The 26291-nt window shown below is 35.0% G+C and carries 17 protein-coding genes, 3 rRNA genes and 1 other annotated feature; of the genes, 15 read left to right on the top strand and 5 right to left on the bottom strand.

The genetic code is table 11. From position 1 onward, the window contains the following. The first annotated feature begins 12 nt into the window (after positions 1–12). Positions 13–1623: an ABC transporter ATP-binding protein gene (locus G6Z82_RS00295; RefSeq protein ID WP_006731068.1), complete on the top strand. Its 1611-nt coding sequence runs from the start codon at positions 13–15 to the stop codon at positions 1621–1623. Between the two features lie 979 nt (positions 1624–2602). Here the strand turns inward: G6Z82_RS00295 and G6Z82_RS06730 are convergent. Further along, entirely contained in the window at positions 2603–2731 is a 129-nt protein-coding gene (locus G6Z82_RS06730) for a helix-turn-helix domain-containing protein (protein WP_080550880.1), read from the bottom strand. Between the two features lie 420 nt (positions 2732–3151). Here G6Z82_RS06730 and G6Z82_RS00305 point away from each other — a divergent pair. From G6Z82_RS00305 to G6Z82_RS00345, 9 genes are all read left to right on the top strand, one after another. Continuing rightward, positions 3152–4722: ribosomal RNA gene (locus G6Z82_RS00305) — 16S ribosomal RNA — on the top strand. 217 nt (positions 4723–4939) lie between these two features. Beyond that, positions 4940–7839: ribosomal RNA gene (locus G6Z82_RS00310) — 23S ribosomal RNA — on the top strand. Positions 7840–7901: 62 nt separating this feature from the next. Then, positions 7902–8018, top strand: a 5S ribosomal RNA gene (gene rrf, locus G6Z82_RS00315). The 16S, 23S and 5S rRNA genes sit together here, the layout of an rRNA operon. A 174-nt stretch (positions 8019–8192) precedes the next feature. Continuing rightward, entirely contained in the window at positions 8193–9182 is a 990-nt protein-coding gene (locus G6Z82_RS00320) for a PTS sugar transporter subunit IIB (protein ID WP_006729707.1), read from the top strand. Positions 9183–9209: 27 nt separating this feature from the next. Continuing rightward, complete coding sequence (locus G6Z82_RS00325) at positions 9210–10004, top strand: PTS mannose/fructose/sorbose transporter subunit IIC (protein WP_006729708.1); 795 nt, start codon at positions 9210–9212, stop codon at positions 10002–10004. A gap of 24 nt (positions 10005–10028) precedes the next feature. Next, complete coding sequence (locus tag G6Z82_RS00330) at positions 10029–10958, top strand: PTS system mannose/fructose/sorbose family transporter subunit IID (protein WP_006730280.1); 930 nt, start codon at positions 10029–10031, stop codon at positions 10956–10958. A gap of 1 nt (position 10959) precedes the next feature. Beyond that, a complete protein-coding gene (locus tag G6Z82_RS00335) occupies positions 10960–11319 on the top strand; it encodes a DUF956 family protein (protein WP_006730296.1) in 360 nt (119 codons plus the stop codon). 223 nt (positions 11320–11542) lie between these two features. After that, positions 11543–12916, top strand: coding sequence for an amino acid permease (locus G6Z82_RS00340; RefSeq protein WP_164785673.1), 1374 nt, complete (start codon positions 11543–11545; stop codon positions 12914–12916). Between the two features lie 369 nt (positions 12917–13285). Continuing rightward, positions 13286–14836, top strand: a complete 1551-nt coding sequence (locus G6Z82_RS00345; protein WP_241243739.1) for an ATP-binding cassette domain-containing protein — start codon at positions 13286–13288, stop codon at positions 14834–14836. A 363-nt stretch (positions 14837–15199) separates the two neighbouring features. Here G6Z82_RS00345 and asnA read toward each other — a convergent pair whose 3' ends face one another. After that, the gene (asnA, locus tag G6Z82_RS00350) at positions 15200–16210 is read right to left on the bottom strand and encodes an aspartate--ammonia ligase (protein ID WP_006730262.1); all 1011 of its coding nucleotides are present in this window, start codon (positions 16208–16210) and stop codon (positions 15200–15202) included. Positions 16211–16269: 59 nt separating this feature from the next. Continuing rightward, positions 16270–16532: a binding site (T-box leader), on the bottom strand. Between the two features lie 140 nt (positions 16533–16672). Between asnA and G6Z82_RS00355 the strand changes: the two genes are divergently transcribed. The 4 genes from G6Z82_RS00355 to G6Z82_RS00370 all read left to right on the top strand — a co-directional run bounded on the left by G6Z82_RS00355 (position 16673) and on the right by G6Z82_RS00370 (position 21971). Further along, entirely contained in the window at positions 16673–17584 is a 912-nt protein-coding gene (locus tag G6Z82_RS00355; RefSeq protein ID WP_006734956.1) for a DMT family transporter, read from the top strand. Between the two features lie 181 nt (positions 17585–17765). Beyond that, positions 17766–20480 (top strand): YhgE/Pip domain-containing protein, encoded by a 2715-nt coding sequence (locus tag G6Z82_RS00360; RefSeq protein ID WP_035511906.1) that lies wholly within the window; start codon positions 17766–17768, stop codon positions 20478–20480. A gap of 109 nt (positions 20481–20589) precedes the next feature. Then, positions 20590–21153, top strand: a complete 564-nt coding sequence (locus G6Z82_RS00365; protein WP_164785674.1) for a helix-turn-helix domain-containing protein — start codon at positions 20590–20592, stop codon at positions 21151–21153. Continuing rightward, positions 21084–21971, top strand: a complete 888-nt coding sequence (locus tag G6Z82_RS00370; RefSeq protein WP_164785675.1) for an IS3 family transposase — start codon at positions 21084–21086, stop codon at positions 21969–21971. Before G6Z82_RS00365 ends, G6Z82_RS00370 begins: the two co-directional genes overlap by 70 nt. Before the next feature lie 131 nt (positions 21972–22102). Here G6Z82_RS00370 and G6Z82_RS00375 read toward each other — a convergent pair whose 3' ends face one another. The 3 genes from G6Z82_RS00375 to G6Z82_RS00385 form a co-directional block, all read right to left on the bottom strand. After that, on the bottom strand, positions 22103–23038 hold the full coding sequence (locus G6Z82_RS00375) for a DNA/RNA non-specific endonuclease (RefSeq protein WP_164785676.1): 936 nt from the start codon (positions 23036–23038) through the stop codon (positions 22103–22105). 202 nt (positions 23039–23240) lie between these two features. Beyond that, complete coding sequence (locus tag G6Z82_RS00380) at positions 23241–24626, bottom strand: APC family permease (protein WP_006732153.1); 1386 nt, start codon at positions 24624–24626, stop codon at positions 23241–23243. After that, positions 24616–25287 (bottom strand): type 1 glutamine amidotransferase, encoded by a 672-nt coding sequence (locus G6Z82_RS00385; RefSeq protein ID WP_006729720.1) that lies wholly within the window; start codon positions 25285–25287, stop codon positions 24616–24618. The genes G6Z82_RS00380 and G6Z82_RS00385 overlap by 11 nt, the downstream gene beginning before the upstream one ends. A 167-nt stretch (positions 25288–25454) precedes the next feature. On the opposite strand from G6Z82_RS00385, the gene G6Z82_RS00390 reads away from it, so the two are divergent. After that, complete coding sequence (locus tag G6Z82_RS00390; RefSeq protein ID WP_006732158.1) at positions 25455–26231, top strand: tyrosine-protein phosphatase; 777 nt, start codon at positions 25455–25457, stop codon at positions 26229–26231. Positions 26232–26291: the final 60 nt, after the last annotated feature.

Consider the following 26291-nt stretch of genomic DNA (forward strand, 5'->3'; position numbering starts at 1 on the left):
GAGGGATATAAGATGATAAAGTTAATACATTTTGAAAGTAAAGGGAAGATAGTGCTTGCATTTATCTTTATGCTTATTGCGTCATTCGATGGAGTAGTTTTATCTTATATAGTTTCAGAAGCTGGTACGTTATCATCTTCTTCAAATAATACATCAGTGTTAAATTTTGGTATAAAAAGTTTAATAGGACTAAGCTTAGTTTATATAGGTAAGTTTTTATATACCATTAGCGTTGCATCTATTATTAAAGACTTAAATATCTATTTAAAACAGAATTTCTTTTGGAATCAATTTAGTGATAAAAAAAATATACCGAATAGTTCCGGAATCATTTCTAATCTTTCTAATGATTTTAAGTTAATTGAAAACAAATATTTTCAAGGGATTTTTTCGCTTACTAGTGATATTTTACTGTGTATTGTGTCTCTTATTTATATGCTTAAATTTAATATATACATATCACTTTTATTTTTATCAATGTCATTTCTTCCAATGATAGTTCCATTTGCTTTTTCTAAAAAACTTAAGCTAGCAGGAAATAATTGGTCAAAGGCAAATGAAATTTATATAAATCATATTAAAGATTACCTTCAAGGATTCAATGTATTACGTACTTATTCTATTTATAAAGAAATTTATCAAAAAAGTCTTAAAAATCTAAAATTCTTAGAGCAAAAAAACTATGACCTTATGAAAACACAGGCAGTAGCAGGACTTCTTTCTTCTTTATGTGCAGGAGTAAGTTTTATAGTTCCTTTTGTAGTCGGCTGTTTCGTAATAATAAACACTAACACTCTTTCATTTAGTGCATTGATGGGTATCTTTTTATTAAATGATCGTGTTGTAGGTCCTTTAACTTCTGTCGCAAGTGACTTTAATGAGATTAAAACGACAGATGAATTAAGAAAAAAATTGTTTATTTTTGAAAATCGAGTATCCGTTGCTAGCGATTTACATAAAACTACTCCTGTTAATGATTTGCAGAGCTTAAAATTTAACAATGTCACTTACGAAATAAATGATAAAATCACCTTAACCCTTAATAAAACTTTGGTAGCTCCGTTTAAAGTATTAATTTGTGGTGAATCAGGATCTGGAAAAACTACTCTGCTGAGATTAATAAAAGGGGATATATTACCAGCTAATGGGGATATTGAAGCTAAAGATATTTATGGAAAAGACATGATTATTTTTCAAGACGTTGCTTATATTTTTCAAACTCCATATATTTTTGATACCACTTTGTTAGATAATTTGACATTATTTCAGAGTAAAGAATTTACTCAAGAAAAGATTATAAGGGTTTTGAAAAAGGTTTCATTATATGATGAATTAGGTGGTAAAAACTCTTTAAAATATATGTGTGGTACAATGGGAAAAAATTTATCAGGCGGACAAATTCAAAGATTAGAAATTGCACGTGCACTTTTAAGAGATAAAAAAGTTTTACTAGTTGATGAAGCTACTGCGAACCTTGATAAAAACAATTCTAAAAAGATTCGTGATCTTTTATTCAATACACCAGTTCCTGTTATTGAAGTAGCTCATCATTATAACCTTAATGATAAACGGTATACAGATAAATTTGAATTAAAAAATGGAAAGCTAATTCCTATTGGCTAAAATCGTTTAATATAACAGTAGTTTAAGAATATCTTAAAAAGAAAATAACTTAAAAAAAGAAAATTCGGATTTACAATTATAATTACAAAAATATCATATTTGACAGTAGTTATACTATATGTCACAAAGGACAATACACATATTAAGAAGCTGCCATAAAAGACAGCATTAACAGATAATCTAATACTAGAAGTTTAATTATCAAAGGCAGAAGAAATGCAGGAAAACTGTAAAAACTACAAAATAACTTATACACTCTATGATATGATTTTTAGTAACAAATAACTAGAAATTTAGGAGAGACCAAGTGAAAGAAATAAAAGTTCCATTGCCCTATTAGATGAATTACAAAATATATCTAATATAATGCATAGTAAAATTACTGAATTAGAATTACTATACAATAAAATGTTTAAGTCGGCTTTTGTATATTCACAAATTCAGGAAATTGTTCAAAATGATAAAACCGCTTTAGATATTAACGGTCAGATACTACATTTTACGGATTATGTCACTATTAAAGAAGATATTGATCAACTACTATCAGGCAGAATCAACTTTGTAGATATTGGGCATACATGTGACTTGCATAATTCCTGCTATTCCCAACAGTGCATCCTGAAAAGGTTGAAAGTATTGATGCCTAAGTTCAAGCTGACTTGAGTAAGAAGAGCGCCAAATAGGCACATGGAATGTATTAAATATTGAATAATAGTTAAGTTTTTGGAGTTTTAATTTCTGAAAATAATAAGACGTATACATCATGAATACATCATTCTATGTAGAACTTGGGAAAAGCTGATATGAATTAAGTCGCTTGTTGCACAGTGTTTTGTGTAATAAGTGGCTTTTTGCATAAAGTAACATAGATTAAATGTTTTATTGTTGTTTTGGGTTATTTAATTGCTAATAATGTGAATGTAATAAATCCTAAAAAGGATAAACTTTATACTCGCTAGTTTGGAAGAAATAGAAAAAGTTAATGAATATCTTGAATGCAATAAAGATAAAGCTGTCTTATAGGGATTCCGAGCTTTATAGCAGCTCTTTTCTTATTTCCATGATGATCAACTAATTCTTTAATAACTGCATATTGTTTTTTTGATATTTACACATAAGTAATATTCTCCTCATATGACCAAATCCTCCAATAGGATTCATCATAACCTAAATGGGACATAATACCTAAATAACAATTAGGACATTATCACTTATTAACCACAAAACATGCATTAAATGTTTAAATGCAGTTGACATCAAAATATAAATCATGTATAATTTTTAAATGTCGTCACGGATAAGACGTGAGCGGCAGGTTTATGAGAAAAAAGTTCTTTACAAACAGAACTAAGTATGATAAACTAAACAAGCACTAGATGTGCGTAGTACCTTGAAAACTGAACAAAGTTTCGCTAATTGTGTGCGGGGGTAAGACCCCAAACAAAAGCGAAGTCAATTTCGCAAGCAATAAATTTGAGATAACAAATCAAACAAATCGAAAATGAGCTAGAACAGTTCAATTTAAAAATAAATTGAGAGTTTGATCCTGGCTCAGGACGAACGCTGGCGGCGTGCCTAATACATGCAAGTCGAGCGAGTCTGCCTTGAAGATCGGAGTGCTTGCACTCTGTGAAACAAGATACAGGCTAGCGGCGGACGGGTGAGTAACACGTGGGTAACCTGCCCAAGAGATCGGGATAACACCTGGAAACAGATGCTAATACCGGATAACAACAGATGATGCCTATCAACTGTTTAAAAGATGGTTCTGCTATCACTCTTGGATGGACCTGCGGTGCATTAGCTAGTTGGTAGGGTAACGGCCTACCAAGGCGATGATGCATAGCCGAGTTGAGAGACTGATCGGCCACATTGGGACTGAGACACGGCCCAAACTCCTACGGGAGGCAGCAGTAGGGAATCTTCCACAATGGACGCAAGTCTGATGGAGCAACGCCGCGTGAGTGAAGAAGGGTTTCGGCTCGTAAAGCTCTGTTGTTGGTGAAGAAGGACAGGGGTAGTAACTGACCTTTGTTTGACGGTAATCAATTAGAAAGTCACGGCTAACTACGTGCCAGCAGCCGCGGTAATACGTAGGTGGCAAGCGTTGTCCGGATTTATTGGGCGTAAAGCGAGTGCAGGCGGCTCGATAAGTCTGATGTGAAAGCCTTCGGCTCAACCGGAGAATTGCATCAGAAACTGTCGAGCTTGAGTACAGAAGAGGAGAGTGGAACTCCATGTGTAGCGGTGAAATGCGTAGATATATGGAAGAACACCGGTGGCGAAGGCGGCTCTCTGGTCTGTTACTGACGCTGAGGCTCGAAAGCATGGGTAGCGAACAGGATTAGATACCCTGGTAGTCCATGCCGTAAACGATGAGTGCTAAGTGTTGGGAGGTTTCCGCCTCTCAGTGCTGCAGCTAACGCATTAAGCACTCCGCCTGGGGAGTACGACCGCAAGGTTGAAACTCAAAGGAATTGACGGGGGCCCGCACAAGCGGTGGAGCATGTGGTTTAATTCGAAGCAACGCGAAGAACCTTACCAGGTCTTGACATCCATAGCCAGTCTAAGAGATTAGATGTTCCCTTCGGGGACTATGAGACAGGTGGTGCATGGCTGTCGTCAGCTCGTGTCGTGAGATGTTGGGTTAAGTCCCGCAACGAGCGCAACCCTTGTCATTAGTTGCCAGCATTAAGTTGGGCACTCTAATGAGACTGCCGGTGACAAACCGGAGGAAGGTGGGGATGACGTCAAGTCATCATGCCCCTTATGACCTGGGCTACACACGTGCTACAATGGACGGTACAACGAGAAGCGACCCTGTGAAGGCAAGCGGATCTCTGAAAGCCGTTCTCAGTTCGGATTGCAGGCTGCAACTCGCCTGCATGAAGCTGGAATCGCTAGTAATCGCAAATCAGCACGTTGCGGTGAATACGTTCCCGGGCCTTGTACACACCGCCCGTCACACCATGAGAGTCTGTAACGCCCGAAGCCGGCGGGATAACCGAAAGGAGTCAGCCGTCTAAGGCGGGACAGATGATTAGGGTGAAGTCGTAACAAGGTAGCCGTAGGAGAACCTGCGGCTGGATCACCTCCTTTCTAAGGAAGGCGAAAGTATCTGGAGAGCAGAGATGCTAAGAGAAGGATATGAGAAGCCAAGCGGAAAGCACACAAAGAAACTTTGTTTAGTTTTGAGGGCAATAAGCACTCAAGAGTTAGGACATTGAAAACTGAATATAATCAAAGCAAAAACCGAGACAATCAAAGAACAGATTGAAAAAAGAGCGACCGAGAAGAGAGAAGCTCAACTTGAATAGGTCAAGTAGAGAAGGGCGCACGGTGAATGCCTAGGCACTGGAAGCCGATGAAGGACGTGACAAACGACGAAATGCTTCGGGGAGCGGTAAGTACGCAGAGATCCGGAGATATCCGAATGGGGGAACCCGGCACCGCGAGGTGTCACCTTGAATGTGAATAGATAGCATTAAGGAGGAAGACGCAGTGAACTGAAACATCTAAGTAGCTGCAGGAAGAGAAAGAAAGATCGATTTCCCAAGTAGCGGCGAGCGAACAGGAAAGAGCCCAAACCTAATGGCTTGCCATTAGGGGTAGAAGGACTGTAAAAAGCCGAATGGAAGGATAGCAGAATTATCTGGGAAGATAAGCCAAAGAGGGTGAGAGCCCCGTAAGCGAAATCCGGAAACGAGGTGAGCAGGATCCTGAGTAGGTCGGGACACGAGGAATCCCGATTGAATCCGCGAGGACCATCTCGCAAGGCTAAATACTAACCAGTGACCGATAGTGAACCAGTACCGTGAGGGAAAGGTGAAAAGAACCCCGGGAGGGGAGTGAAAGAGAACCTGAAACCGTGTGCCTACAAGTAGTCAGAGCACGTTAAAGTGTGATGGCGTGCCTTTTGTAGAATGAACCGGCGAGTTGCGTTGTGGTGCAAGGTTAAGTCAGAAAAGACGGAGCCGAAGCGAAAGCGAGTCTGAAGAGGGCGAGATAGTATCATGACGCAGACCCGAAACCAAGTGACCTACCCATGACCAGGTTGAAGGCGTGGTAAAACACGCTGGAGGACCGAACCCACGCAAGTTGAAAATTGCGGGGATGAGTTGTGGGTAGCGGTGAAATTCCAAACGAACTTGGAGATAGCTGGTTCTCTCCGAAATAGCTTTAGGGCTAGCCTCGTGTGAATGATAATGGAGGTAGAGCACTGTTTGGACTAGGGGCCCGTCAGGGGTTACTGAATCCAGATAAACTCCGAATGCCAGATATCAATGCACGGGAGTCAGACTGCGAGTGATAAGATCCGTAGTCGAAAGGGAAACAGCCCAGATCACCGGTTAAGGTCCCAAAATCTATGCTAAGTGGAAAAGGATGTGGAGTTGCACAGACAACTAGGATGTTGGCTCAGAAGCAGCCACCATTTAAAGAGTGCGTAATAGCTCACTAGTCGAGTGACGCTGCGCCGAAAATTTACCGGGGCTAAGCATAGTACCGAAACCGTGGATGCAGTTAGCTGCGTGGTAGGAGAGCGTTCTAAAGGCGGAGAAGGCAGATCGAGAGGACTGTTGGAGCGTTTAGAAGTGAGAATGCCGGTATAAGTAGCGAAAGACAGGTGAGAATCCTGTCCGCCGAAAGACTAAGGTTTCCTGGGGCAGGCTCGTCCGCCCAGGGTAAGTCGGGACCTAAGGTAAGGCCGAGAGGCGTAGCCGATGGACAACAGGTAGATATTCCTGTACTATTCGTAATCGATAAGAGCGAAGGAGGGACGCAGGAGGCTAATGACGCATGGAGATGGAATCATGTGTAAGCGTTAAGGGAGGATACGAGTCAAATGCTTGTAGCCAATTTTGAGACGTGATGCGGAGTGAAATCAAAGTAGCGAAGGTCATGAAGTCACACTGCCAAGAAAAGCTTCTAGCCAGAGAGCGAGTACCCGTACCGCAAACCGACACAGGTAGTCGAGGAGAGAATCCTCAGGTGAGCGAGAGAACTCTCGTTAAGGAACTCGGCAAAATAACCCCGTAACTTAGGGAGAAGGGGTGCTGAAGAGAAATCAGCCGCAGTGAAGAGGCCCAAACAACTGTTTATCAAAAACACAGGTATCTGCAAAATCGTAAGATGACGTATAGGTACTGACACCTGCCCGGTGCTGGAAGGTTAAGAGGATAGCTTAGCGAAAGCGAAGGTTAGAATTGAAGCCCCAGTAAACGGCGGCCGTAACTATAACGGTCCTAAGGTAGCGAAATTCCTTGTCGGGTAAGTTCCGACCTGCACGAAAGGTGTAATGATTTGGGCACTGTCTCAACGAGAGACTCGGTGAAATTATAATACCCGTGAAGATGCGGGTTACCCGCGACAGGACGGAAAGACCCCATGGAGCTTTACTGTAGCTTGATATTGAGTATTTGTTAAACATGTACAGGATAGGTAGGAGCCAGAGAAGATAGGACGCCAGTTTTATCAGAGGCAATGTTGGGATACTACCCTTGTTTGATGGATCCTCTAACTCGTCACACTAAGCGTGTGAGAGGACAGTGTCAGGTGGGCAGTTTGACTGGGGCGGTCGCCTCCTAAAGAGTAACGGAGGCGCCCAAAGGTTCCCTCAGAATGGTTGGAAATCATTCGCAGAGTGTAAAGGTAGAAGGGAGCTTGACTGCGAGAGAGACAACTCGAGCAGGTACGAAAGTAGGGCTTAGTGATCTGGTGGTACTGCATGGAAAGGCCATCACTCAACGGATAAAAGCTACCCTGGGGATAACAGGCTTATCTCCCCCAAGAGTTCACATCGACGGGGAGGTTTGGCACCTCGATGTCGGCTCGTCGCATCCTGGGGCTGAAGTCGGTCCCAAGGGTTGGGCTGTTCGCCCATTAAAGCGGCACGCGAGCTGGGTTCAGAACGTCGTGAGACAGTTCGGTCCCTATCCGTCGTGGGCGTAGGAAATTTGAGAGGAGCTGTCCTTAGTACGAGAGGACCGGGATGGACATACCGCTGGTGTACCAGTTGTCTTGCCAAAGGCACCGCTGGGTAGCTATGTATGGAAGGGATAAGCGCTGAAAGCATCTAAGTGCGAAGCCCCCCTCAAGATGAGATTTCCGAAGCGAAAGCAGTAAGACACCTTAGAGACGATGAGGTAGATAGGCCGGGAGTGGAAGAGCAGTGATGCTTGGAGCGGACCGGTACTAATAAGTCGAGAACTTGACCAAAAAGATAGCTCGGAAGAAGCAGAGATTATATTCAGTTTTGAGTGTAAAAGCTCAAGGAAGAGTACGGTGGCGAAAGCAAGAAGGAAACACCTGTTCCCATGTCGAACACAGAAGTTAAGGTTCTTAACGCCGAGAGTAGTTGGTGGGAAACTGCCTGCGAGGGTAGGACGTTGCCGTGCACCAAAAGAGAGTAGCAATTATGTAATTGCTACTCTTTTTGTATACAATTGTGATTATTAAATAATATTACGTAAAAAAAGTATATTTTTTGGTGGAAGTGCTTACATACGTAAGCGAATTGTGTTAAAATATCAACGTAGTCTTAATAATAGACATAGTAAGGGGGAAAAAATATGGTAGGAATAGTCCTTGCAAGCCATGGTGGATTTGCTGATGGAATCTTTCAATCTGCTGAAATGATTTTTGGCAAGCAGGAAAATCTTGCACATGTTATTTTAAAGCCTGATGAAGGTCCAGATGACATAAGAAAGAAAATGGAAGATGCCATTGCTTCATTTGATGATTCTGAGCAAGTGTTGTTTATTGTTGATTTATGGGGTGGTACACCATTTAATCAAGCCAACAATTTGGTTAAAGAGCATGAAGATACTTGGGCTATAGTATCTGGTATGAACTTACCAATGGTTGTAGAAGCACTTGGACAAAGATTGGCTTCAAATAATGCACATGATATTGCTAAAGCAATTGTTAAACCTGGTCGAGACGGCATTAAGACCAAACCTGAGTCATTAATGCCTGTAGAAAAGGCAGAAAGTAATGTTTCTGCTAAACACCAAGTTGCCATTCCTGAGGGAACTGTTATTGGTGATGGTCATATTAAATATCTGTTAGCTAGAATAGATTCACGTTTATTACATGGTCAAGTTGCTACTAGTTGGACCAAATCATTAGCTCCTAATAGAATAATTGTTGTATCAGACAGTGTTTCTAAAGACAAAATTAGAAAGACTATGATACGTGAAGCTGCACCTTCTGGTGTACCTGCTAACGTCGTACCTATTGATAAGATGTTAGAAGTTACTAAAGATACGCGTTTTGGTGGTACTAAGGCATTAATTCTTTTTGAAAATCCTGAAGATGCACTAAGAGCTATAAAAGGCGGTATGGATATTAAGACATTGAATATTGGTTCTATGGCTTATAGTGCAGGTAAAGTTAACGTTAATACTGTATTAGCAATGGATCAAAAAGATGTTGATGCATATCGTGAACTTGAAAAATTAGGTGTCAGTTTTGATGTACGTAAAGTGCCAGCAGATAATAAGCAAGATATGAATGAATTGCTTAACAAGGCACAAAAATTAATTAACGAACAAAAATAATTTTGTTTATATAGGAGGTTTTTTAAAATGAATGCTATTCAGATGATTCTGGTAGTGGTCGTTGCATTCCTAGCTGGTATGGAAGGTATTCTTGACCAATTTCAATTTCATCAACCCTTAGTTGCATGTACTTTAATTGGATTAGTTACAGGTAACTTGGAATTAGGATTATTATTAGGTGGATCATTGCAAATGATTGCTTTAGGCTGGGCTAACATTGGTGCCGCTGTTGCACCTGACGCAGCTTTAGCAGCTGTTGCATCAACTATTATTTTGATCCAAGGTGGTCAAGGATCTAAAGGTATTGGTGCCGCTATTGGTATTGCTATCCCATTAGCTATTGCTGGTTTGTTCTTGACTATGATTGTGCGTACAATTTCTGTTGCTATTGTACATATTATGGATAAAGAAGCTGAAAAAGCAAATTGGCGTGCAATTGACGTATGGCAATGTGTTGCTATTGCATTGCAAGGTTTGAGAATTGCTATTCCTGCTGCTTTGTTACTATTTATACCTGCTAGTGTTGTTAAAGCAGGATTGGCTGCAATGCCTGCATGGTTGAATGACGGTATGTCTATTGCTGGTGGAATGGTTGTTGCTGTTGGTTATGCAATGGTTATTAATATGATGGCAAGTCGTGAAGTATGGCCATTCTTCGTCATTGGTTTCTGTGTGGCAGCATTACAAGGTTTGACTTTGATCGCCCTTGGTGGTATCGGTGTCTCTCTCTCTATTATGTACCTTGCTTTGGAAGGCTCCGGTAGCAAGAGCTCAAATAATGGATCTGGAGATCCTTTAGGCGACATTTTAGATAATTATTAAAATAAGACTAAAGGAGGATATATCATGTCTGAAACTGCTAAAAATAAGATTATACTTAGTAAAAAGGACCGTTGGAATGTTTGTTGGCGTTCTACTTTCCTTCAAGGTTCATGGAACTATGAAAGAATGCAAAATGGTGGATGGGTTTATAGTTTAATTCCAGCTTTAAGAAAATTGTATCCAAACAAAGAAGACTTGTCAGCCGCTTTGAAGCGTCACTTGGAATTCTTCAATACTCACCCATACTTAGCAGCACCTGTTATTGGTGTAACATTAGCTTTAGAAGAGGAAAAAGCTAATGGTGCGAAAGTTGAAAATGCTGCATTGCAAGGTGTTAAGGTTGGTATGATGGGACCTTTAGCCGGTGTTGGTGACCCTGTATTCTGGTTTACTGTAAGACCTATTTTAGGTGCTATTGGTGCATCACTTGCATGTGCTGGTAATATTTTAGGACCTATTTTGTTCTTTGTTGTTTGGAATGCCATTCGTATTGGTTTCTTGTGGAATACTCAAGAAATGGGATATAAAGCAGGTACCAAGATTACTGAAGACGCTTCAGGTGGTTTGCTTCAAAAGATCACACGTGGTGCTTCTATGATGGGTATGTTCGTTTTAGGTGCCTTAATTGAAAGATGGGTAAATATTTCTTTCAAGCCAATTGTATCAAGTGTTAAATTAGCTAAAGGTGCATATATTGATTGGAATCATATTTCAAGTGGTGCAAAAGGCATCCATCAAGTTTTAACTCAATGGAATATGGGCAAAGGTTTGTCCTTGGAACCAATTAAGGTTACTACTTTGCAAGGTAACTTAGATTCATTAATTCCAGGTTTAGCTGGATTACTTCTTACATTCTTATGTATGTGGTTATTGAAGAAGAAAGTTTCCCCAATTGCTATTATTTTAGGAATCTTTGTTGTCGGTGTCCTTGGTCACGTAGTTGGTTTATTATAATATGGTACAATCTATTAATACCAAAAGTGAATATCATGTTGATGCTACGTGGTTTCGTGGCATGTCGGTGTACGGTCAAGTTTTGATTGGTGATGTAGGTTTTGAATTTTATTCTTCAAAGAATGTGAATGATTTTGTTCAAATACCTTGGACAGAAGTGAAATTAGTGATTGCTGACGTATATTTTAAAGGGAGATATATTCCTAGATTTAAAATACAAACACGTAATAGTGGTGATTTCATTTTTGCAACTAGACACCCTAAAGATACATTAAGGGCTATACGTAAACATGTTTTAGATGAGAAAATGCGGAAGTCACGTACATTTTGGCAAATTATTAAGAACTTTTTAAAAAGATAGACAAGCAAAAAACCAGAAAAGATATCATTTCTGGTTTTTTTGTTTATGAGGATAAGTGAGTTAATTTTTTCTAATTCAATTAATATAAAGACTTAAGAGTTTTACTTTTAAGTCTTTTGATTTTTATGGTATGTTTAAAATTTGCGAAAAATAAGTGTTTATTTTATAATTCAATAAGACTGTTTGTATCTCATGAGATAAATCAATTATTAGGATAAAATTTATGCAAAATAATTCAAAAAAAATTCAATTAAAAAGATCAATGACTGCTGGTCAAATGGAAATGATTTCCTTAGGTGGAGCTATAGGTGTTGGTCTATTTATGGGGTCTACATCAACTATTAAATGGACGGGACCTTCAGTATTGTTGGCTTACATGCTAGTAGGACTAATTTTATATATTGTAATGCGTGCATTAGGTGAAATGCTTTATGTTAACGCTACTACAGGATCCTTTGCTGATTATGCTACACATTATATATCCCCATTAGCTGGATACTTAGCTGAATGGTCGAATATTTTTGAGTATATTATGGTGGGTATATCAGAGATTGTAGCTGTTACGGAGTATCTTAAATATTGGTGGCCTAAAACTCCAACGTGGATAGCTGGTATTATTGTTATAGTATTTTTGGTATTGGCTAATTTAGCTAGTGCTAAAGCATATGGCACTTTAGAATTTTGGTTTTCTATGATTAAAGTGATTACAATTGTACTTATGATTGTAGTTGGGTTAGCCGTTATTTTGTTAGGTCTTGGCAATAAAGGTGTTCCTATTGGCTTTTCTAATTTATGGTCACATGGTGGTTTTTTTGCACATGGTATTAAGGGATTTTTCTTCTCTTTAGCTATTATTGTTGGATCATATGAAGGAATAGAATTGATTGGTATATCTGCTGGTGAAGTTATGGATCCTCATAAAGCCGTAGTTAAAAGTGTTAAGTCTGTTTTATGGCGTATTTTGATATTTTATGTTGGTGCTATCTTCATTATTGTGTGTATATATCCTTGGAATGAATTAAAAGCTATCGGTTCACCTTTTGTAGAAACATTTACTAAAGTGGGCATTCCTTTTGCTGCTGGATTTATTAATTTTGTAATTTTAACAGCTGCTTTGTCCGGTGCAAATTCAGGCATATATTCTTCAAGTAGAATGCTATTTAGATTAGCACATGAAGGTCATGCACCTAAATTTTTTGGTAAAGTATCTAAAAGAGTTGTACCTAATAAGGCTATTTTGGGAATTTCTGCAGGAATATTAATTGGATTTATTTTAAATCTTATTTTTTCAACTATTAGCAAGTCCGCTAGTAGCTTATTTGTATTGATTTATAGTTCTTCTGTTTTACCTGGTATGGTACCGTGGTTTGTAATCTTGATAGCTGAATTAAAATTTAGAAAAGAAAATCCTAAGCAAATGGCACAACATACATTTAAACTTCCGTTGTATCCTTATTCTAGTTATTTTGCTTTTAGTATGTTATTTTTGATTATTATATTTATGTTTATCAATCCTGAAACAAGATTATCAGTAATAGTAGGAGCAGCTGTTTTATTATTTGCTACAATACTATATTTCATTAGGAAGAAAAAATAGTTAAATAAAAAAGTATAACTTTTTGTTGTGGGGGTCACATCAAAGTCTTACAGATAATGCTAGTCCAAAATATAAATAGCATTTAAAAGAGTGTTGACAATTTAAAATTATGATTTTATAATTTGCTTAATTTAATTTTAACAAAATACCCAAAGGGTTAAATTAATAATTTCTATTTGGGGAGGTATTATTTATGCCAGATTATAAAAAGATCAATTCAGCCGTAGGTGGTTCTGAAAGAAAATTAGAAAAGGAATTTCAATCCTTAGAAGATATTATTCTTTAATTAAATATGTAGGTTATTTTATGCGTGCTGTTTTAAAAGAGCTTAATAGCAAGTACAAGTTTTAGTATTTTCTTTTTTTAGGAATGAATATTATTAATACGTGTATAGAGACATCTAATATTTTTTTAGAAGGTATGTTAATAAATTCACTAGTATATAAGGCTGATAGAATATCATTCATACACAATGTAGTAGTTATAATAGCTCTAAACGTCATAAGGCTGTTTTTGTCTTTTTTTATAAATAAAATTCAAATTCTAAACTACAGAAAAATAAACATAGATGTAAACGATACGATAATAAAGAAGCTTTATTCCAAAGATACGTTAGAGGTCTTAAAACTTGATCCTATTCAAACTGCAGATAGAATTACGGAAGATACTAATGAAATATTGAATTTCTTGTTTCAAACAGTAAATCAAATAATTTCAATTATTATTTCCTCGATTATAATTTTTATTTATATTATTAAAGCTAAATCTAACTTTTTCTTATTTATAATGATTTTGCTGCCAGCATATATTATTTTGTACCTTATTTTGAAACCTAAAATATTCAAAATAAACTTAGAATTAAGACAAGTTTATAATGAATATTTTTCAGGATTTGCTGAATGGTTGAATAGATATGTTGAAATTAAAGGCAATAGACGCGAAGAGAGAGAATATAAAAGGTGGAAAAAGACCCAAGCATCTCTTTTAAATATTACAAGAAGAAACTTCTTTCTTAATTTGGGCATGTCTACTGGTGAAATCGTCTTACAATTGATTTTTCAGTTAATATTGTTTATTAATGGCGGATTGGCAGTAATATCAGGAAGTATGACAATAGGCTCTTTTTCAGTTCTTTTCCAATATTTTAATCAATTATTAGGACAAGTAGATGCACTATTTTCTATTTTATTTGATTTTGAATCTTTTCGTGTTGCATATATGCGAATTGATCAATTGATGTCTATCATGAATGAAGTAGACGGGGAAATAGTTATTACTAAGGTTGAAAATATCCAAGTGCATAATTTCAATATTAGTTTAGATGCACAAAAAACTTTATTTTCAAAAAAACTTACATGTAGTTTTAATAATTCTGGTCTTTATGTTGTTAGAGGCAGAAATGGAATAGGAAAATCTACTTTTTTAAGGACGATAACAGGACTGTATACGCCGGCCAAAAAAGGTACAATTTTAATAAACAATATAGATATTGACTTAATAAACAAGAAAAAACTTAGAGAAGATAATATAAGTTGTTTATTCCAAGATACGATTCTTCCCAATTGTGTTGTAAGAGAATATTTAGATATGTATGTAAACGAGAGTAATGAAAATTGCATTTCTGGATATCAATATTTTCCAAAAGTATTTAGCTCTTCTCAATTTAATATAAAGAAAGTGTTAGATAAAAAAATGACTGAACTGTCAACGGGTGAAATACAATTAGTGAAGCTTTACGCTACTATTTTGAAAAATAAGGCACACTGTTTTTTATTAGACGAACCCTTAGCTAATATTTATCCTGAGTTGCAATCAGATGTATTAAGCTTGTTGAATGAAATAGCACAAAATAATCTAGTTATAATCATTAGTCATGATCTTGGAATTGAAGAAAAAACTAAAAATATAAGGATAAGATAACTATGAATACATATTTGATACCTTAGTTTTTAATTTTAAATAATGATATTAATAATGCTGTAATTCAAAATAAAAATGGAATAAACTACCCTACAATATGAAGGATTTTTTGGAAAAGAAGATAAATCAAATTTTTCAATGCCTGTTTGAAAATTAAATAGTAATGGAATATTTAAAGTGGTTATAGATTAAATGATAACGTTAAGCGTGTTATATCTATTTCGTAATAAGTTATAAATTAACTCAAAAAGCATTACCTAATCGTTACAAGAGGTAATGCTTTTTTTAAACTTGATGCATCTTATCATGTTTTGAGGGTTCATATCCAATATCATCTTTGTAGACTTTTTATAATTATAGTCTTTATAAGAGATGAATATTATTTTTCTCGCATTGATCAGCCATTTCCTTAGGCCATATGCTTGCTTGGACTTCACCTATATGTACTTTGGCTAACAATAACATACATAGACGTGATTGACCAATTCCACCGCCAATTGTATATGGTAAATCTCCATTTAACAACATTTTGTGAAATGGTAATTGTTCACGATCTTGTGCATTAGCCTTAACTAATTGTTCTTTTAATGAGGTTTCACTGACACGAATACCCATAGATGATACTTCTAATTTACAATGTAAAGGCTCATACCAGAATATAATATCACCATTTAATTGCCAATCATCGTAGTCTGGAGCACGACCATCGTGTGGTTTACCACTTTTTTCTAGTTTATCACCAATTTTCATTAAGAAAACTGCCTTTTGCTCTTCAGCAATCTTGTCTTCTCTTTCTTGTGGAGAAAGTTCAGGCCATCTATTTTCTAATTCTTGTGTAGTAACAAAGCTAATTTGATCAGGTAATCTATAAATTGAACCTGGATATATTTTACGTACATATTGTTCTGTTTGCTTAATAGCAGCAAAAATTTTACGTACAGTATTTTTTAGTGTTTCTTCAGTACGTTCTTCCTTCTTAATTATTTTTTCCCAATCCCATTGATCGACGTAGATAGAATGAAAGTTATCTAAATCTTCATCTCTACGTATTGCATTCATATTAGTATATAAGCCTTCGTGCATAGGGAAATTATATCTCTTTAAAGCAAAACGTTTCCATTTTGCAAGTGAATGAACTACTTCAATCTGATCATCTGGAATATTTTTTATATCAAAAGAAACAGGTCTTTCAATACCGTTTAAATTGTCATTTAATCCAGTGCTTTTTTCAACAAACATAGGAGCCGACATTCTTTGTAATGTTAATTCAGTGCTAAGTTTATCTTGAAATGTTTCACGAATGATACTGATTGCAGCTTCTGTATCTCGAATGTTTAATTTAGGTACATAATCTTTTGGAATTATTAATGGCATAATTTGTCTCCTTCAAAAAATATTTGAAAGCAGAGAAAAAAGCCCTCTGCCCCCATTAATATCAGGACGAAAGGCTTTTTTCCGCGGTGCCACCTAAATTGTTTAGCTTTAGCTAAACCCACTTTATGAAACACAAACATGTCTCATCGGTAAGGTAACGTGCCGAAAACGTCTCCACCTACTTTAAGTCTTATCATGGCTTATTTAGGTAAGCAGCATTAAGGAAAAAGTGTTATTCGGTAAAAAAGAGCCTGCTGATTTTTCACTACCATCAACTCACTGCTTGGATTAATTACTTACTCATCTTTTTCATAGCTTTTAAATTTATTCATACATTAATGTTATTTAACTACTTTTCTATTTGACTTTCAAGCATTTTTTAAAAAAATTTTGAAAGATTATGTGTAATATAGACACTATCTGTTATTATTGATAAAGTAGTTAAACACTGGAGGCCAAAAAATGAAACAACAAAAAAAGTTATGGATATTTTTAGTAATCATATCTTGTAATTTGTGGGGGATATCAGGATTATGTGCTAAAAGAGTGTTTGATCTTTCTACCCAGGTCAGTCCAATAACTATCACACAAATAAGAATGCTTATTAGTGGGTTGTTTTTACTTTTACTAGCACAACTTACTGGCAAAAAGCCGATTAAAATTCTATATTCTAGAAAAAATATTATAGATATTATCCTTTATGGCCTATTTGGACTAATACCTATACAGTTGTTTTATTTCATTGTAGTTCAAAAATCTAACGCCTCTATAGCGACAATTTTGCAATTTATGGGTCCTTTCTTTATTATGTTTTATATGGTAGTTTTTGAACATCAATTTTTGCGAAGGTTAGATATAGTTGCAGCGTTAGTTGCATTCATGGGAATTATCTTTATTGCAACACATGGTAATTTTTCAAAAATATCATTATCACCTGAAGTTTTATTTTGGGGATTTTTATCTGCGTTAGGAGTAGCAACAAATACATTAATTCCTAGGCCATTACTTAAACGGATGGATAGTGTAACATTGATTGCGTGGTCCATGATAGCGACGGGGTTAATGATGCTGATTGCTTATCCTTCGCAGATTTTAATTCCAAAAGATTCTAGAGTCATCATCCTGCTGGTTGTAATAATAATATTGGGAACTATTTTACCATTTTATTGTATGTTAAATTCTCTCAGATATATTAAACCGTCTACTGCAAGTATTTTAGATGCTTTTGAACCGATATCTGCCACTCTTGGTTCAGTCTTTGTGTTCAATTTAATTTTAAAACCAATTGATTGGTTAGGAACAATATTGGTAATTTTAGCTGTTATAGCAATATGTTATCAACCAAAGAGCAAAATCAAATCGATACAAAAATAACAAAAAATAGACAAAGCTCAATTAAGGTTTGTCTATTTTTATTTTGTATATTTTTTTCTTGCTTTTTTGCTTTATATAAACTATACTGTACCTCAATGGTTGCTATTTTATAATATGCATAGTTTATTTTAAATAGCCATTGATAATATACATTATGTATATAATTCGGAGAGGGAAAAGTATGAAGAAAATAAAACAGAAATTATCTCAGCATAATCTGGTTTTTATTATTATGTTTGCGGTAGCTATATTGGCTCCAGTACTTTATAGTCTATCTTTTATTAAATCGGTTTGGGATCCTTATGCGGGTGCTAAGAATTTACCCATTGCTGTGGTGAATAATGATCAGGCAGTAAACTACAATAACAAAAAATTAGCTGTAGGCGATAAGATAGTTTCTCAATTAAAACATAACAAGCAAATGAGATGGTTGTTTGTAACTGAAGAAGAGGCTAAAAAAGGTTTACAAAATAGAAAATTTTATACGGTAGTAACAATACCTAATGATTTTTCTAAAAATGCGACAACAGTTTTGACATCGCATCCTCAAAAAATGAAGTTGTATTATAAAACTAATGACTCGTTGAATTATCTGGGCAGTACAATGAGTGATATGGCATTAATTAGATTAAATGGCAAAGTAAGATCTTCAGTTACTAAGGCCTATGCAAATGCTATGTTTGATCAGTTGCGTATTTTAGGTAAAGGTATGCACAAAGCTGCTAATGGTGCTAAACAAATTAGTACTGGCATGATTAGTTTGCAGGATGGTAGTAAAAAATACGTTGCTGGTGTGTCTAAAATATCCAATGGTATGCAAATTTTAAGGGTATCTGTGCAGCCACTAGCTACAGGATCAAAAAAATTAGTTGAAGGATCAAGCAAATTATATACGGGTATTAATAAATATACGAATGGAGTATCTAAGTTATACTTAGGTTCCGAAAAATTAATTAATGCAACACCAATATTGACCCAAGGTATTAATGAATTCAATACCGGATTATTTGCTTATACTTCTGGCGTTGGTCGTTTATCTTCAGGATTGTCGAAATTAAGTGCCAACTCTTATCGCCTCAGGGCAGGAGGACGTTCACTATTAACTGCTAGCGATAATTTTGATTTATTAAATGTTGGTAGTCAAAAAGTAAATGCAGGTGTTTCCGCATTTAATAGTAAGCTATCTGATAGTAATTTGTTAGGAACCTTAAATGGTGCTCTTTCTTTACAAGGTCAAGTTTTCCAATTGGAAAGTCAATTAGCAACTGTTCAAGAGACGTTGAAGGTATTAAAATCATTAGATCTTTTAAGTATTGTTAAAAGCATGGCAGATATTAAGCAATATGCCGAAAACTTGTCGCAGGCTAAAAATATTGATCAAGCAATAAATTATAGTGATCAAAATGCAACTAAGGCAGACAAAATTGCTCAACTTGTTAACAGCGAAAGTCAAATAAATGAAAGTACTAAGCAAAAGATTCTAGGATTAGTTAAGGATATAAAAACTAATGCTCAGGCTGGTAATGCTAGTTTAGAGGCATATGTCGGTGAATCTGTAGTGCCACTTTTGCTATCGCTGGAGGGGATGCAATCTAAGTTAAGTCCTGCTCAATTGCAAGGGTTATCAAGTCAAATTGCAAATATAGAATCTGCATTAGTGGGTGCTAAAAAATTACTTTCAGAAACCAAAGGGTTATTATCTAAAGTATCTGATAATAAGGATATGTTGAATAACATGCCAGATAAATTAAAGAAATTATCAGCTGCTACATCACAAATTGCTGCTGGTACGCAACAATTAGTAGATTCAAAAAGTAAAATAAAACAATTGGTATCAGGAATTGATGAATATACTGATGGAGTAGATATGGCAATGTCTGGTGCAGCAACTTTAGATGCTAATTCAGCTAAATTGTTGAGTGGTTTTGATAAGCTTAAGTTAGGATTTAGCCAATATGCTGGTGGTATTGTTCAGATTAATGGTGGGTTGAAATTATTGGATTTGAATAGTAAAACGCTACTATCTGGTTCGAATCAATTAAATGTTGCTTTAATTCAATTAAATGAAAAAGTTCCCGCTTTATTATCAGGTATTGATCGCTTAGCTAATGGCTCAAGTCAATTAAATAGTAAGTCCTCAATTTTATTGCAAGGAATTAATAAATTACGCCAAGGCAGTGGAACATTATCTGACAAATTATCACAAGGAGCAGATAAATTGAATTCTACACAAGCTGCTGATGCCAATAGCGATATGTTTTCTGATCCAGCAGAATTAAAACATGATACAGTTAGTGTGGTACCTAACTATGGACATGCTTTAGCTCCATTCATTATGGCTACTGCATTATTCATAGGTGTATTAATATTATTAGTGGAATTTCCAGCTAATCGAAGAATGACAGAAATCACATCATATAGATCATTAATCCTCCGTGAATTTAAATTAGCAATTATTGCATGTTTAGGTATGGTGCTAGTTCAAAATATTATTTTAATCGCATCAGGATTAAAAGTTTTCAACGTAGTAGAATTATTTACTATTTGTATAGCATATGCTTTAGCTATGTTGGGTATTATGCAATTGTTGACATTTATGTTTGGTAGATGGGGTCTGTTACCTGGTTTATTACTATTTGTTTTGCAAATAGGCGGAGCTGGGGGAATGTTTCCAATAGAAGTAACTAATAGTTTCTTCCAAAATATACATCAATTTTTACCTATGTCATATGCTATTGCTGGTTTAAGACAAGCGATAACTAGTGGGCTAGGTACTGGATACTTTATGAGTAATTTAATGGTATTAATATTACTAGCTATTGTTGCTTATGTAGGATTGGTAATAGCTATTGTCTATAAATTTACTAATACAGCTACTGAAACTGTAACTGATTAAATGTATTGTAAAATAAACAAGTAGGTTTATATATAAAATTAACCTCTAGATTTGCATTAAGTCTGATATGTACCCCTTTTACTGGACAAACCGGTGAAAGGGGTTTTGTATGAAATACGATTATGTTTTTAAACTTAATGCTGTAGAACTATATCGCTCTGGTCAGTGGATTGAGACACCAGAAGGTATAAGTCAAAAGAATTTTAGAAAAAGAATTGTACAATGGTCAAGAATTGCAGATATATATGGTCTTGATTCTCTTCGGCATTCAACTACATGTAAAGAACGTTCGGCTGAATGTAGATATCAGTTAGTAGCTCGTGTACTTGCCGGTGAATCACAAAAATCTGTTGCTATTAGTGCAGGAATTGATAGTGGATTATTGTCTAAATGGGTTCAGACATATAAAATTAAAGGGTATGAAGGATTAAATCTCAAAAAAGGTAGAAAAAGTAAGAAGGAAGCAAACGTGAGCAAGAAATCCAAACCCACTGATTTAACCCCATCAGAACGTGAAGAATTAATTCGTCTTAGAGCAGAAACTGAATACTTAAAAACTGAAAATGAAGCAATAAAAAAATTAATCGCCTTGAGACACGAAAAATGGGCTGCGGAACTCAAGGCGAAAAAGCAGCAATCATCAAAGAACTCCGAGAAAAAGGATACCAATTAAAATATCTCTTAAAAGCTATTGGCGTGTCTAAATCAACTTATTATTTTGAGATTAACAAATCAGATGTAGTTGCTGATCGCAATGAAGAATTACTGATTGTTATTAGAGAAATATTTGAAAAAAACAAGCATAGATATGGTGTTCGTAGAATTTATCATGAATTACTAAATCGTGGATATCATATAAATCATAAGCGAGTTCAACGCCTTATGCATGAAGCAGGATTAGCCGGTAAGCGTCCAAAGGAAAAATACCATTCTTATAAGGGCGAAGTAGGTAAGATTGCTGATAATGTAATAAATAGGGATTTCAGTACAACAGCACCATTGCAGAAATGGACAACAGATGTCTCTCAGTTTAACTTTTCATGGGGGAAATGTTACATATCGCCTGTATTGGATATGAATACAAATGAAATTATCTCATATGATTTGTCCAAAAGCCCTAATCTTAAGCAGATAGAAAGAATGCTTGATAAAGCTTTTGATAAGTTTCCTTCTGTTGAGGGCTTAGTATTTCATTCGGATCAAGGTTGGCAGTATATGCATGCCTATTTTAGAAATACATTAAAAGAACGTGGGATCATTCAGTCTATGTCACGTAAAGGAAACTGCTATGACAATTGCATCATGGAGACATTCTTTGGGAGATTAAAGAACGAGATGTATTATGGATATGAGAAAGACTATTCTTCCTTTGAAGAATTCTCAAAAGCAGTTGAAGAATATATAGATTACTATAATAACAAAAGAATTCAGGCAAAAACAAAATGGATGCCTCCTGTACAATACAGGATAGCATCCATGTGTTCAGCCTAGTTCATAAATATGTGTCCAGTATTCTGGGTACATATCAGTCAAAGCTAGAGGTTTTTATATTTTTAAAATTGACAATTTATTTTGTATAAATAAAAAGATGTAGGTAATTTATATCCTACATCTATGATCATTTAATTGTACTGCAATAAAGCATTCAATTTTTCTTTAAAAAATATATAAATCTTGGAGTGAGAAATTTTGTGGATGAATGTTTGATCATTAAGCTGTTTAACTTTTGCATGATAATAATCAAAATTATTGAATTTTTGATTATTAAACGAAACGTACATATCTTTGTCTACAGCTACTCTGCCGGTTTGATAGTCAAACTGGTACCCAGGTTGGACATTAAAAATATAGACATTAAAATTTAGGGATTTATCTGTTGAGATAGCCTGTAAATGAACACCTCGAGCCATCAATTCACTACCGCGAAAAATAGGTTTTGCTTGATATATTACTTTTTTATCTTGCATGAGTGCGGTTCTAACCTTATCTTCGAATATAGTTTGTAATGCTTTATTTGAAAAATCAGTTTGTGTGAAAAGATTTTTTCTATTGTTTTGATCACCTCTTTGGAGATTAGGGCTATATTTTCCCATTTTATCCATTCCTTTAGATAATGAATAAGCTATAAAGTGTCCACGATTATAAATTTTTTGATCAGGTAGATTGGGATGCCAACCTGAAGGGTTAATATATTGTTTAACTCTGCCTTTAGATAATGAATCTATATTTGATTTAGATAAAAAGGCAGTTTTGGCACCAGTTGCTCTATTAAATTGATCTATACGTTTATAAACTATTTTATGTTCTTGCCAATCATTAGGGTTCAAATTAGCATGATTGTTATTCAGTTCTATGATTGCTTGATTTCCTGAAATAAAATCTAGACTTTCTAACTTATAGTTTTTTATTCCGAGTGTTTGTGTTCTTATATCTTTTGTAGCAGAAATCTCAGTTGCATTAGCTTTGTGAGTTAATGTCAAATTGTGACCTGCTGAAAGCATCAAACCTGTTGATGCAATACTTAATAAGGTAACTAATTTATTTATCTTGATTTTCACGGTAGTACTCCTTTCATCTTGTTAATTAAATGCTTGATTAATTTTTAGATAGAATAATGATTAAAATAACAAATCTTATTTTTGATTATAACTTATGTTTGAAAAAAGTACAGTAAGAATAGTTGTATTTTTATTTTTTAAACTAACAAAAAGAGAAGTAACTTATGCATTAGTTATTTCTCTTTTGAAAAAGTTTGTTCAGTTATTTGATTTGATTAATTTTACTGTGCTTGTAACCATACAATAGGTAGATAAGAATGCCGATGCTAAACCATATGCTGGCAAAAATAAATGTTCTTTTTGATAAGAAAGTCATCATACCAATGCAACATATGCCAGAAAGTAAAGGGATAAAAGGGTAAAGAGGCACTTTAAAAGTACCTGATGGTATATCGGTTCTTCTTCTGATTAAAATAACACCAAACGAAACAAATGTGAAAGCTAACAAAGTTCCTATGGAAACTAGGCTAGTGAGTTCATCTAGTGAAAATAGGCCACCCATCAAGGCAATGATAATAGTTACAACTATCAAGGCGTTTTTTGGTAATCCTACTGTATTGATTTTTCCTAAAAAGTTTGGCAATAATCCATCACGTCCAATAGAATAAATTAAACGTGAACTGGAATATATCATAGATAGCATCATAGTACTCATTCCTATTATTGCACCTATTGATAAACAATCGGCTATCCAACCTTGGTTCACAGATTTTAGCGCAAAAGCTACAGGATTGGCTACGTCCAACTTGTTGTATGAAATCATACCAGTTAATACGATAGAAACTCCTATATATAATAGAACTGCGATAATTAAAGTACCTATAATGCCTATAGGCATATTTTTTTCTGGCTTTTTAACTTCTGCTGCTGATGCAGATATAACATCAAAACCTAAAAAAGCAAAGAAAACTGTAGTTGCTCCTTTAAATATACCAGAAAAATGGAAAGGAAAGTATGGTGTATAATTTTTAGGCTTGATATAAAAAAGTCCCACTATGATAAAAACACAAATAATTCCGATTTTGAGCAGAACTGCTATATTATTAAATTTTAGAGATGATTTCATACCTTTCGATAACAAGGCTGCAATGAAAATTACGCTTAAAATTGCTAATAAATTAACATATGTTCCTTGTGCTGGATTAAAGGGACCAGAAAGAAAATGAGGTAGTTGCCAGTTAAAACTACTCAATAAGGAGTTGCAGTAAGAAGACCATCCTGTAGAAACTGCAGCTACTGACAGCATATATTCTAATATTAAAGCCCATCCTAAGATCCAACCGATAAATTCTCCATATAATATGTTACCGTAGGAATATGCACTACCTGCAATAGGGATGCTAGCTGATAATTCAGCGTAGCACATGCTGCATAAAGCACAAACGAAGGCCGCAATAATAAAGGATATAGTGACAGCTGGGCCTGCTTTTGTTGCGGCTACAGTTCCAGGTAGGATAAAAATTCCAGTGCCAATTACAGAGCCAATACCTAACGTCAGTAGTTCAAAAGCCCCTATAGTTTTAACGAAATGTTTGTCTGTATTGATATACCGGCTTAGGTTTTCTTTTCTTAATAAATTATAGGGCATGCTCTGTCCTCCTATGATATCGTGTAATAATTTTATCAACTAATGCATTGGCAATATTTTCATTTTTGAGTAGGGGACCATGAGAATAAGATCCAATAAGATTTTTATATCTCATACCTTCAACACCATCTTGGGGATTATTGCCATATCCTTCGATCATTTTCCCTAAAGGTTTTAACTTATCATTATCAAAGTATGTTTGTCCGGAATGATTTTCAAAAGCTCTAACCTCACCCCATTGTGTTATGTAATGTGTATCGCCGATCATTCTTTTGTCAGCTTTAAAAACTGTATGTATTGGAACGATATCTAAGCCTTTAATGGTGATACCAGCATTAGTTTTATAATAAGAGCCTAATAATTGATATCCGCCACAGATGCACAACATAGGATTGCCAGATTCAATATATTTTTGTAAGGTTTGTTTGTGTCGTGGTAAATCTTTAGCAACTATCGTTTGTTCTAAATCTTGCCCACCACCAAAAAAGACAAAATCATATTTTGAAGCATCAAAATTAGTGCCTAATGATACATTGTCTACTTCAGTTTCATAGCCGGCTTTTTTTAATAAAAATTTTATAATTTTAACATCGCCTGAGTCACCATAAGTATTCATCAGATCTTCATATAAATAAGCAATTTTGATTGAACTTTTATTCATAATTATATGCCTTCTTTGTAAATATAATAATATTATTGTAAATAATATTACTATAAAAATCTACTAAGTGTTATAAAATTATATGTAATAAACATATTTATGAATGCATCCAAAATAGCATGTTTTTATATATTAATATATTATTAAAAAGAGGAGGATTATTTTGTATGAATGATAGACTTATCATCTTGGATGGAGCTGTGAATTTTAGAGATCTAGGTGGTTATGTAACAGCTAATGGTCGATCAGTTTGTTGGAAAAAAATATATCGTTCTGATAGATTAGATAATTTAACAATGCAAGATATGGAAATTTTAGCTCAAAAACACATAGTTACTGATTGTGATCTGCGTACTAGTTATGAGCAATCATATTGGCGGGATAGATTATGGGATGGTGTAGCTCATTATGATTGCCATATTTATAATGAAGAAGATATTACTTATGAAAATCAAATAACTACAGAAACTGTCAATAATTTAATTAATAGTCTTCCAGTTCCACAGGGTATTGTAGGACGACGGTATCAAAAAATATTGTTGGATAAAACTGGTCAGATGGCTTTAAAGCGGGTATTTCAAGAGATATTGTCGCTTGATGAAAACGATGCTCTTGTTTTTCATTGTACTGCAGGAAAGGATCGCACTGGATTAGTAGCTGCGGTTATTTTGCTAGGATTGGGCGTTAAGGAAGAAGATATTATTGCTGATTATTTATTAAGTAATGAATTATATCTTTTTTCAATTAAGCATACTTTACCTACAGATGATGATTTACAAAATATCATTGAGCGGATGAACTTAAATGGAGTTGATGCACTATCTATTCAGACAATTATTCAAACTATTAATCAGGGATTCGGCGGATTTGATAATTACTTTTTAAAAGTTTTAAATTTTAGCAAAGCAGATTTAAGTGAGTTTCGCAATAAATTGACAGTGTGATTTATTCAGTAACTGACTTGTATTTAAATGGTAATTGTTGATAACATACGTTAGAATAAA

It is taken from the genome of Lactobacillus iners (assembly GCF_011058775.1).
Lineage (GTDB): Bacteria > Bacillota > Bacilli > Lactobacillales > Lactobacillaceae > Lactobacillus > Lactobacillus iners.